7 protein-coding genes are annotated in these 11,332 nt (G+C 57.9%); 1 reads left to right on the forward strand and 6 read right to left on the reverse strand.

Annotation, left to right across the window (positions count from 1 at the left end):
* Positions 1–154: 154 nt before the first annotated feature.
* The 3 genes from glyA to KDX30_RS20320 form a co-directional block, all read right to left on the reverse strand.
* A complete protein-coding gene (gene glyA, locus KDX30_RS20310) occupies positions 155–1,408 on the reverse strand; it encodes a serine hydroxymethyltransferase (RefSeq protein WP_099271024.1) in 1,254 nt (417 codons plus the stop codon).
* A gap of 118 nt (positions 1,409–1,526) precedes the next feature.
* Positions 1,527–1,679, reverse strand: a complete 153-nt coding sequence (locus tag KDX30_RS20315; RefSeq protein WP_231677339.1) for a hypothetical protein — start codon at positions 1,677–1,679, stop codon at positions 1,527–1,529.
* Entirely contained in the window at positions 1,654–5,505 is a 3,852-nt protein-coding gene (locus KDX30_RS20320) for a sensor domain-containing protein (protein WP_231677340.1), read from the reverse strand. Before KDX30_RS20320 ends, KDX30_RS20315 begins: the two co-directional genes overlap by 26 nt.
* Before the next feature lie 397 nt (positions 5,506–5,902).
* On the opposite strand from KDX30_RS20320, the gene ettA reads away from it, so the two are divergent.
* Complete coding sequence (ettA, locus tag KDX30_RS20325; protein WP_027901840.1) at positions 5,903–7,567, forward strand: energy-dependent translational throttle protein EttA; 1,665 nt, start codon at positions 5,903–5,905, stop codon at positions 7,565–7,567.
* A 173-nt stretch (positions 7,568–7,740) separates the two neighbouring features.
* Here the strand turns inward: ettA and KDX30_RS20330 are convergent, their stop codons facing one another.
* The 3 genes from KDX30_RS20330 to KDX30_RS20340 all read right to left on the reverse strand — a co-directional run bounded on the left by KDX30_RS20330 (position 7,741) and on the right by KDX30_RS20340 (position 11,170).
* Positions 7,741–8,238, reverse strand: a complete 498-nt coding sequence (locus KDX30_RS20330; RefSeq protein ID WP_027901841.1) for a GreA/GreB family elongation factor — start codon at positions 8,236–8,238, stop codon at positions 7,741–7,743.
* Between the two features lie 482 nt (positions 8,239–8,720).
* The gene (locus tag KDX30_RS20335; RefSeq protein WP_231677341.1) at positions 8,721–10,574 is read right to left on the reverse strand and encodes an Lnb N-terminal periplasmic domain-containing protein; all 1,854 of its coding nucleotides are present in this window, start codon (positions 10,572–10,574) and stop codon (positions 8,721–8,723) included.
* A gap of 107 nt (positions 10,575–10,681) precedes the next feature.
* Positions 10,682–11,170 (reverse strand): DUF3015 domain-containing protein, encoded by a 489-nt coding sequence (locus KDX30_RS20340; RefSeq protein WP_027901843.1) that lies wholly within the window; start codon positions 11,168–11,170, stop codon positions 10,682–10,684.
* Between the last annotated feature and the right edge of the window lie 162 nt (positions 11,171–11,332).

An 11,332-nucleotide genomic window follows, 5' to 3' on the forward strand; every position in this document is an offset into this window, starting at 1 on the left:
CGTCAGCACAGGCGATATATTCATCGAGTGACAGATCGAATCGCGGGCAAGCGCGCTCCTACAGGTTCTGCGTTTCAGATCATATACGGCGTCCACGAAAAAGCCCCGGCTCTCGCGAACCGGGGCTTTTTGTTACTGCTGCAAACGGGGCTGATTAAGCGCCGTATACCGGCAGTCTGGCGCAGATGGCTTTTACTTTTTCACGGACTGCGTCGATCACGGCTTCGTTGTTCAGGTCAGCCAGGATGTCGCAGATCCAGGTTGCCAGCTCTTTGCACTCTGCTTCCTTGAAGCCACGAGTGGTGACTGCCGGTGTGCCGAAGCGCAGGCCGGAAGTGACGAACGGGGAACGTGGGTCGTTAGGTACGGAGTTTTTGTTTACGGTGATGAACGCGCGGCCCAAAGCGGCGTCTGCGTCTTTACCGGAGATGTCCTGCTTGATCAGCGAGAGCAGGAACAGGTGGTTTTCAGTACCGCCGGAAACCACGTCGAAACCGCGCTCGATGAATACACCGGCCATGGCCTTGGCGTTTTTCACGACTTGTTGCTGATAAGCCTTGAACTCAGGCTGCAGCGCTTCCTTGAAGCATACGGCCTTGGCGGCAATCACGTGCTCCAGTGGGCCGCCTTGGGCACCTGGGAAAACTGCAGAGTTCAGCTTCTTCTCGATGTCGGCGTTGGCGCGAGCCAGGATCAGGCCGCCACGTGGACCGCGCAGGGTCTTGTGCGTGGTGGTGGTCACGACGTCAGCGAAAGGCACCGGGTTCGGGTAAACGCCAGCAGCAACCAGACCGGCTACGTGGGCCATGTCGACGAACAGGTAAGCGCCAACCTTGTCAGCGATTGCGCGGAAGCGCGGGAAGTCGAGAATCTGCGAGTAGGCAGAGAAACCGGCCACGATCATTTTTGGCTTGTGCTCAACAGCCAGGCGCTCGACTTCGTCGTAGTCGATCATGCCATTGGCGTCGATGCCGTACTGAACGGCGTTGTACAGCTTGCCCGACGAGCTGACGCTGGCGCCGTGGGTCAGGTGACCGCCGTGGGCCAGGCTCATGCCCAGAATGGTGTCGCCGCCTTGCAGCAGAGCCAGATAAACGGCGCTGTTGGCTTGCGAACCAGCGTGTGGCTGAACGTTGGCGTAATCGGCGCCGAACAGTTCTTTGGCGCGGTCGATGGCCAGTTGCTCAACCACGTCGACGTATTCGCAGCCGCCGTAGTAACGCTTGCCCGGGTAGCCTTCAGCGTATTTGTTGGTCAGGACCGAACCCTGAGCTTCCATCACCGCTGGGCTGGTGTAGTTTTCCGAAGCGATCAGCTCGATGTGCTCTTCCTGGCGCAGGGCTTCTTGCTCCATCGCGGCGAAGAGATCGGAGTCGTACTTGGCGAGAGTCAAATCACGGCTGAACATGGCGGTCCTCAGGGATCGGGGGCAGAAAAGGGGGGCATTCTAACCCAAGCGCTTTCTGGAGTGATATGAAACGCAGTCATGTTGTCTAGAAGCAGCTTCAAGTTACAAGTTGCAAGCTTCAAGCAAAAGCCGTTCTGCTTTTGCCCTTGCCCTTGCCCTTGCCCTTGCCCTTGCCCTTGCCCTTGCCCTTGCCCTTGCCCTTGCCCTTGCCCTTGCTTGTAGCTTGTAGCTTGTAGCTGTCCCTCTCAATCAAACATAAACAGCGCATCATTGCTGTACTGCGCCTCGAACATGCTGGCTGGCATCGGGCGGCCGAAGAGGTAGCCTTGCACTTCGTCACAGCCGTGCTCGCGCAGAAACTCGAGCTGCTCGTGGGTTTCGACGCCCTCGGCGATGACCGCCAGATTCAGGCTGTGGGCCATGGCGATGATGGCGCGGGCGATCTGTGCGTCCTGCTCGCCCGAAGGCAGACCGTCGACGAAGGTCCGGTCGATCTTGAGGATGTCGATGGGGAACTGTTTCAGGTAGTTCAGCGACGAATAGCCGGTGCCGAAGTCATCTACCGCAATGCTCAGGCCCAGGCGCTTCAGGCCGTCGAGAATCTGCATCGCCACGCCGACTTCGCGCATCAGAATACTTTCGGTCAACTCCAGTTCAAGGCAGGCAGGGGACAGCCCGGTTTCCTGGAGAATATTGGCGATCCGGTTACCCAACTGGCCGTCAGCGAATTGCCGGGCGGAAATGTTGACCGAGACCTTGGGCACGCGCACCTTGGCCCGGTGCCAGGCTTTGAGCTGTTTGCAGGCCTCGGTGAGTACCCAGTCGCCCACTTCCACCACCAGCCCGAGCTCCTCCAGTACGGGAATGAACTCGTTTGGCGAGACCAGTCCGCGACGTGGATGACGCCAGCGCAACAAGGCTTCGGCACCCGTGAGGCGCTTGCCGTCGCCGCTGAACTGAGGCTGGTAGAACAGGGTGAATTCCTGCTGCTCCAGTGCATGGCGCAAGTCGCTTTCCAGCTCCAGGCGTTCCAGCGCCGAAGCGTTCATGTCGGCCTGATAGAACTGGAAGTTGTTTTTGCCGTTTTCCTTCGCGTGATACATCGCGGTGTCGGCGTTCTTCATCAACTGGCTCAGTTCGTTACCGTCCTGAGGGCTGAGGGCGATGCCGATACTGGCGGTCACGAAGAACTCCCGCCCTTCAAGGACGAACGGTGTGACCAGGCTGGTCAGGATCTGCTCGGCAACGTGAATGGCGCGGTTCAGGGCGAGCTCCCGAGTCGGACTCGGTTGCAGCAGCAAGGTGAACTCGTCGCCGCCCATGCGGGCAACTGTGTCGTCATCGGCAACGCACGCCAGCAGGCGCGTGGCCATTTCCTTGAGCATGCGGTCACCGGCCGCGTGTCCCAGGGAGTCGTTGATCGGCTTGAAGCGGTCAAGGTCGAGGAACATCAACACGACCCAGGCGTTCTGCCGCTCGGCATGCTGCAGCGCTGAGTGCAGGCGATCCTGGAACAGCGAGCGGTTTGGCAGGTGGGTCAGGGCGTCGTAGTAAGCCAGGCGATGAATGCGTTGCTCACTGGCCTTACGCTCACTGATATCGGTGAAGAAGCAGACGTAACTGGCCAGATCGCCTTCGTCATCCAGTACTGCCGTGATGCCGACCCATGCCGGGTAGTGTTCGTCGTTGCGACGTTTGAGCCACACTTCGCCTTCCCAACTGCTGTGCTGACTCAGCTGTTTGACGATGTAGCGCAAGTGCGCTTCCTGCTGGTTATCGACGGTCAGCAGAGTCGGTAGCTGGTCGAGCACCTGTGCTGCGGTGTAACCGCTGACCCGGCTGAACGCCTCGTTGGTTTGCACGATGTAGCCAGCCGGATCGGTAATCAGGATGGCTGAAGTCGAGTGTTCGAATACGGTAGCGGCCATGCGCAGGTCTTTTTCAGCCCGACGCTGCTGGCTGATATCACGTCCCACGCCAAGGATGCCTTCGAACGTACCCTGATCGTCCCAGACCAGTACCAGGCGCAGCTCGATAGGGATTTTCCGCCCATCGGCGCGCAGGCAGTCAAACAGGAATAACTGAGTCGGGATCTCTTGGCGCAAGGTCGCCAGTGCTTCCGGCTTTTTCAGTACTTTGCGGATGCGATCCATCAGCGCGTACACGCCTGTCAGTTGCTGCGGGTTGGCGACGGTAGATTTCCAGCCGTGCTTGAGAATCCATTCGGCACTGTAGCCGAGCACGCCCTGCACTGAAGGGCTGACGTAATTGGGCGTGAGTTTGCTGTTGGTGGAGAAAATCACGTCGCTGATGCTTTCGGCCAGCATGCGGTAGCGCTGTTCGCTGTCACGCAGGGACTCACTGGCTTCCAGCTGTTCGGTGATGTCCTTGGCGACGCCGATGATGCGCGTGACCTGATCATCGAGATCCCGGGAAAGCGCCTGCTCGCGGATATCGAAACGCCGCCATTTGTTGTCACGGCCACGGAAGCGCAACTGGCATTGCAGAAGTTCGCTGTGACCGCGGTGACGCTGGCGCAGGCGCATGTCCTGATATCGCTCGGCGTCATCGGGGTGCAGCAGCATCTCCCAGAAAAACTCGCCCATGCGCAGCAGTTCCGTCCTGCTGTAACCGAGTGTCTGGCCAAGATTGTGGTTGCTGTAGATCATCCGCTGGCTGAGCACATCCTGCACATACAGATGGTCCGGTACGGTGCGCACCACATTCGACCAGAACCCTTCGCGCTCCTGCTGCGACAGCTCGACCCGCTTGCGGCTGGTGATGTCGCCAATACTCAGGATGACGGAATTAAAGTCCTCGCGGTCTTCAGGCAGGCGCACCACCAGCCACAGGTATTGATCTTCACCGCGATCCCGAGTCAGGCGGATTTCGATTTCCAGCTGGTTTTTTCGGGTCAGCACCGCGTGGATCAGTTGCTCGCCAATCCCTTGATGGCTTCGCTGCCCGCCTTCTATAACGTGCTGCCATGCCTGATCGTTGGATTTGACGTTGAGCAGGCTCAATGCGACCTGATTGACTTCGGTAATACGCAATTTACGCAGCAGCGCCTTGAGTTGCCCGGGCTGGGCCTTGAGCAGTTCATTCAGTCCCTGGCTGTTATCGATTTGCAGTGTTTCGAGATAGCCGGGCAGGTCTGACATATCCAGCACGCAGATGGCGACGCCAGCACCTTCGAAAATATCCTGATAGCGGCGTCTGCTCTCGTGGAGCTGACGTTGACGTCGACGCAGGCTCAACAGCGCGAATAACGGCAGGATTGAACAAAGCAGGCTAATCACGCATTTGCCGATCAACGGCCCGAGCAGTTGTTCACGCGCCTTGCTGACGTCGAACTGGCCGCGTAGCTGCCAATTACTATTGGTCAGAGGTTGAAGCAGCACGCTCTCGATCTCGCCAATGCTGCTCACCAGCGGTTCATGCTCGATGGTTTTGTCGCGAAATAACAGGCGATCAGTGGAGCGGTTCTCCAGGCGCCAGAGCGGCTGGAAACCCTGGCGCGTCTGACGCGTCAGGGGCTTGAGGACGTCCGGGCTCAAACGCAGTGCCCAATAGCTTTGGTTGCTTTTACCGGGATGCTGGATCAGCAGGTAGATCTGCGAGCCGTCTTCACTGTTGTCGTAATAAAAAGGCCGGCCCATGGCTTGTTGGACCGTCTGCTTGAGAAACAAGGCGTCGGTGGAAGCATCCAGGCTGTCTGTTGTGACCTTGCCGCTCGCGTCCAGCCACGCAATGCTGCGCAAAGAGGGCAGCGAATGACGCAAGTCGTCCAACAGCTTTATTTTCTGCTCCGGGCTCTGAGGCTCCTGTGGGCTGCTGCGGCTCAGCAAATTGAGCGCCACTTGAGCACTCAGCTCCATGTTCAGGCTCAAGCGGTCCGCCAGCTGCACGCTGTAGTCGAGACTGCGATGGCGTTGGCGATCCTGGTTCTGTTGGTACTGATCAATCAACTGCCAAAGAATCAGTGCAAGCATCATCAACACCAGCGCTGCCAGCATGCCTTTCAATGACCCGCGCAAAGGCACCGCTGCTGCGCTCCTGGTGGCGCTCGATTGAGATGGGGGAGTTGATGTTGGCAACATTGATCCTGACTACTGAACTGAACAGGCTGTTTGAAAACGATAGCATCGGGCTGCGCTGCCGCGAATGCGGGCGAACTATATGCCGACGCCCAAAGGGCGGCTAGCATGCCTTGAGTTGTGGCTAAGTGCCAGCCCTGCTGGCTCAGATGGTTTGCCCTCAAGCCCGCATTCGGGTAGCTTTGCCCAACGCGCAGCCTCTGCCGACTTCTGCATGAGTGACTCCACTGCTTGCAAACTTTGATCTGGTTCCACGGCCCTCACATCCTGCGATGTAGATAATTCAAGGCGTGGAACCGTCCAACGGCAAGTGCCGTCGACAAATAAAACGTTTTTTTGCGTCGTAGCGCCAAGCTCGCGTCCCTATTCAACAGTCATAAACCCAGGTTTTCATCCCATGGCCCAATACGTCTTCACCATGCATCGGCTGAGCAAAGTTGTGCCGCCGAAGCGGGAAATTCTCAAAAATATATCCCTGTCGTTTTTCCCGGGCGCCAAGATCGGCGTGCTCGGTCTGAACGGTTCGGGTAAGTCCACTCTTCTGAAAATCATGGCGGGTGTCGACACCGAGTTCGACGGTGAAGCACGTCCGATGCCTGAACTGAACATCGGTTATCTGCCTCAAGAGCCGCAGCTTGATCCGACCAAGACCGTGCGTGAAGTGGTTGAGGAAGCGGTCAGTGTGATCAAGAACGCTCAGGCGCGTCTTGATGAAGTGTATGCAGAATATGCAGACCCTGATGCTGACTTCGACAAGCTGGCTGCCGAGCAGGCGAAGCTGGAAGCCATCCTCCAGGCCTCCGATGGCCACAATCTGGACCGCCAACTGGAAGTCGCCGCCGATGCGCTGCGTTTGCCAGCGTGGGATGCGAAGGTTGAAGTGCTTTCCGGTGGTGAAAAACGTCGTGTAGCCCTCTGCCGCCTGCTGCTGTCCGCGCCGGACATGCTGCTGCTCGACGAGCCGACCAACCACCTGGACGCCGATTCGGTAGCCTGGCTTGAACACTTCCTGCACGATTTCCCGGGCACCGTGGTTGCGATCACGCACGACCGTTACTTCCTGGATAACGTCGCGGGCTGGATTCTGGAACTCGACCGCGGCGCTGGCATTCCTTACGAGGGCAACTATTCGGGCTGGCTGGAAGCCAAATCCGATCGTCTTGCCCAGGAGTCCAAGCAGCAGTCGGCCCATGAAAAGGCTATGAAAGAAGAGCTGGAATGGGTTCGCAAAGGTGCCAAGGCACGTCAGTCCAAGTCCAAGGCTCGTCTGCAACGCTTTGAAGAAATGCAATCGCAGGAATTCCAGAAGCGCAGTGAAACCAACGAGATCTATATCCCGGCCGGTCCACGCCTGGGTGACAAGGTCATCGAATTCAAGAACGTCAGCAAGGGTTACGGCGATCGCGTGCTGATCGACAACCTGTCGTTTGCCATGCCTAAAGGCGCAATCGTGGGCGTCATCGGTGGTAACGGTGCCGGTAAATCGACCCTGTTCCGCATGTTGATGGGCAAGGAAACGCCGGACTCTGGCAGCATCGAGATCGGTGAAACCGTGCAACTGGCTTGCGTTGATCAGAGCCGTGACGACCTAGATGGCAGCAAGACTGTGTTCCAGCAGATCTCCGACGGTTCCGACCAGATCCGTATTGGCAACTACGAAATCCCGTCACGCACTTATGTCGGCCGCTTCAACTTCAAGGGCGGTGATCAGCAGAAGTTCGTCAAGGACCTCTCCGGTGGTGAGCGTGGTCGCTTGCACCTGGCGTTGACCTTGAAGGAAGGCGGCAACGTCTTGCTGCTCGACGAACCGTCCAACGACCTCGACGTGGAAACCCTGCGTTCGCTTGAAGAAGCACTGCTGGACTTCCCTGGCGCCGCCATTGTGATCTCTCACGATCGGTGGTTCCTGGACCGGGTTGCGACCCACATCCTGGCTTACGAAGATGATTCGCAAGCAGTGTTCTTCGAAGGCAACTACACCGAGTACGAAGCCGACCGCAAGAAGCGCCTGGGCGACGCTGCGGCCCAGCCGCATCGGGTACGCCACAAGAAACTGGCCTGATATTCAGGTGGTATCAAAAAACGGAGCCTACGGGCTCCGTTTTTTTTGGCAGCAATGTTCGCCTATCAAGATGTAGAGCGTCCGGTAGCGGCGAACTTGTTCGCGAGACAGACGACGGGGCGTGTCAGGTACATCGCCTCGCGAACAAGTTCGCTCCTGCCGGGCGGCGTACCTTATGCATCCGGTTCAATCAGAATAATCTCGATATCCTGATCTCCGGCGGGGCGCTTCCAGAGCACTTCATCACCCAGCTGCCCGCCAATCAAGGCACGGCCCAGCGGCGAGGCCCAGTTGATGAGTCCGGCTGTTGCATCAGCCTGATCCTCGCCCACCAGTTGCACGCGGTGTTCAGTGCCGTGCTCGTCCGCGTATGTCACCCAACTGCCGATTTGAACCTTCTCGGTCGAAATCGCGGGAGTCACTACTTGCGCACTTAGCAGGCGCTGATTGAAATAACGCAGGTCACGTTCGAGGTCAGCCAGATGCTGTTTGTCGTTGTCTTGATCCAGTGCCGCGATCTCGCTGTGATGGGCCTGGAGTTCGGCGACGCGGCGCTGCAAATGCTCCAGACCGCTCGCGGTGACGTAATTGGGTTGCTCGCTGATCAGGCGCTCGACCGGCTGGTCGGCATCCGCAGCGGCGTTGTCTTCGTTGACGAAGGCGCGGCTCATGGTTTTTCTCCTCTAATGGAAGTTGGGCCATGGCAGGGTGAGTTTAGTTTCGTCGAATTAGCTGTATGTCCACCAGCGTTGTGCCCTGTTCAGGACCTGTTCAGACTGTGTGAAAACTACTGCAGGCTGGGCACCTTCGGTGTTGCGCGCACAATACCGCGTTAAAAACAGCCGAAAAATGCTCATTTAGACACTAGAGTCGGACGCGACCCCGGCCGTTTTTCGGCTGTTTTGATTCGCTTTGCTCACCCTCGGGGCCAGCCTGCGGCTGTTACTCGCTCCGCTCGTTGCGCCTTGTCTTGCCGTCGCTCGCTACGTTCTCACACAGTCTGTGTGGGAGCGAATTCATTCGCGAAGGCGGTGGGGCGGGTTCGGTGTCAATTCAGGTATTGATACGGTGCCGCATCCGCCATATTCGCGAATGAATTCGCTCCCACAATGATCGGTGTTCAGCTGTTCCAGCGTGGATATCCCAGTACCCGTTAATAGTGATACCACTTCACCTCAAGCATCACTTCGTTCTGCGGTGAGCTCAGTTGGCTGAACTCGCGCTGTGCGCTCAGGCGCAGGCCTATATTGCGTGACAGCTCCCACTGCTGGTTGAGGCTGATGCTGCGGCGGACTTCGCCGTTGGTGAAATAGTCGCCCTTGGTTTCAAGGCTCAGGTTACCCAGCGGATTACGCCACAACACGCCGGTGTTGAAGCCCGCAGCGGGTGAGATGAACTCCGCGAAGTCGTTGTTGTGCTCGACACGAACGGTGCCCAGCGCGAAACCCAGCACGTCTTCGCCCAACTGCCATGTCCCGCCTGCGCCGCCGTTCACATGGGAAACCAGCGTTTCATCGCCGTGTTTACCGAGTACTCGCTCCAGACCGCCAGTCACTTGCCACGACCATGGTTGCAGCAGCGCATTGCGCGGCGTCAGCGAACGAATCGTCGCCAGATCCAGTTGCTGCAGTTGCCAGTGATTGCCTTCGTACTGACGCAGCTTGAGTTGCAGGATTTCGATCTGCGCCCCCAGCGGGAAACCGTAGGCGTTATCGTTGAGATCGTGATAGGCCATGCGCAAGCCATACTCTGCAAAGGCCTTGTCATCACGGGTACCGACGCCGGCTTGCCAGGTACGGGACTCGTGACCGTCTTCAGGTAAACCGGGACGCTGGATGTCCAGCGCGGGCGGCGGGTTCTGATTGATTGCACGCAGTAGCTCGAAGCTGCGCTGAGCGCGCCCGGCATCACGTTCCTGACCGTTGGCGCGATAGCGTTCCAGGCGATACGCGGCATCCTGAATCAAAGCGCGACGCTCTTTGGGTTGAGCAAGGTATTCTGGATTTTGCAGTTGCTTCTGATCGGCACTGACATCCAGAACCCATTGCTGCTCGGAGCTGTTCAGCGGTTTTGCACGCTCAAGCAGTTCGCGTTCCCGAGAAGGACGGTAGTCGATCTTGTCCACAAGGCCAGCAGCTTTGACGGCCTTGACGGTATCGGTCGGGATGGCGGTCAGCGGGAATTGCTCGGTGAGCTTCAAGCCGGGGCGAGCAACCTGCAGCAGTTCCAGTAGCCGATAAGAGCAGTTTTCATCGAAGAAGTAGTAACCGAAGCGGATCTGCTTGAGCTCCCACACGTGTTCAACCATGCGCCCGGTTTCTTCCGGGGTCAGGTTGAGGTGGTATTCCCATAGGTCGCGGTTTTCCAGGCTGCGATATTCCGACAGTTTTTCCTGGTAAGGCACCAGCGCGAACAGGCCGGGATAGCCGCCAGCCAAGCCCTTCCAGGCGTACAGAATGCTGTTGTCCATGCCTTCGATGTAAGCACCGAAGTTGATTGCATAGCTGAGCAGCGCGGTGTTGTTGGTTTTGACATCAGCCTGATCGATGCGCAGCAGCGTATGGCCGAACATGGATGACGGGCTGTTCAGGTAGGCAGCGGGGAAGATCATTACGGCGCTGTCAGGGGCAACGTCCTTGAACCATTGAGTGAACTCTTTGCACTCTACGGCTGGCAGGTCTTTGAGCTGCAATTGATCCTTCAGCCAGCGAGTGCGTGCCGGGTAGACGCACTGGGCGTGCTTCTCGCCCGCGCTTGCCGGGGCATAGAGGGCGTCAACGGTAGCGCTCAGCTCCGCCTTCGGGTCGTGCTCACCGTTGGCCGAGAGAAAGAATTTTGGGTCATCGACATAGCTGCGCCAGCCACCCAGCTTGGCGGTCTCGTAATGCCCTAATGAAATCCAGAATGGCTCATTGGCCAGTTGCTGCAAACGTTCATCGCTCGCGTGTTGCGCGGCGGACAGCGGGGTGCAGACGCAGAGCGCCAGATACACAAGGCGTTTGAGCATGGAAAGCAACTATTCAAGAGATCGTCAGGAGATCGGGAAGTCAGCAGTCTAGCGCGTGAACACAACAAAAAGCCCGCCCCCCGAGTGGGAGGGCGGGCGCAACGAGCTTATGCCTGGGTAGCGTACTTGGCCAGGGTTGGATCGTTTTTCAGTACGTCGAGGGTGTTGGTGTGAACGTCTTCAGCGGTGGCGTCTGCCTTGCTGAAAATCTGGTTGAAGTGCTCGTGGGTGACGGCGGCGAAATGCGCACGGTCTTCCGGTGCAACGCCCAGCACTACCGCGTAAGTAGTCAGTGCTTCGCCTTGACCCATGGCCATGTCCTTGGAGAGCTCGTCCATCATGCCGTTCATGGCAATCCAGGATTTACCGCCGTAGGTCAGTGCGCTGTTGGTGGAGCAGCCGTTGGTGCCCGAGGTCATGCCGAAAGTGGCGTTGCCCGAAGTACCGTTAGTGGTTGATGCGAGGAAATGAGCGGGAGTACCGCGTTGACCTTCGAACAACATGTTGCCCCAGCCGCAGTCCGGGCCACCAGGAGCCTGGGCCATAGCGTTGATGGAAACAGCTGCGAAGAGACTACCAAGAAGAATCCGTTTCATAGCTTTATTCTCTTTATATTCAACCAAGGGTCAGGGTTCATGGCTTAAGTTGCGCCAAGGCGGCCAGCGTTAAATGTCTGGTGCGCCAAAGTTGGAGCTTAGGCGCTATCCAAGGGTTCCGCCTTTTATTACAAAATGTTCATCAAAAAAAGCTCATTGATA

This window comes from Pseudomonas quasicaspiana (assembly GCF_021147825.1).
Taxonomy (GTDB): domain Bacteria; phylum Pseudomonadota; class Gammaproteobacteria; order Pseudomonadales; family Pseudomonadaceae; genus Aquipseudomonas; species Aquipseudomonas quasicaspiana.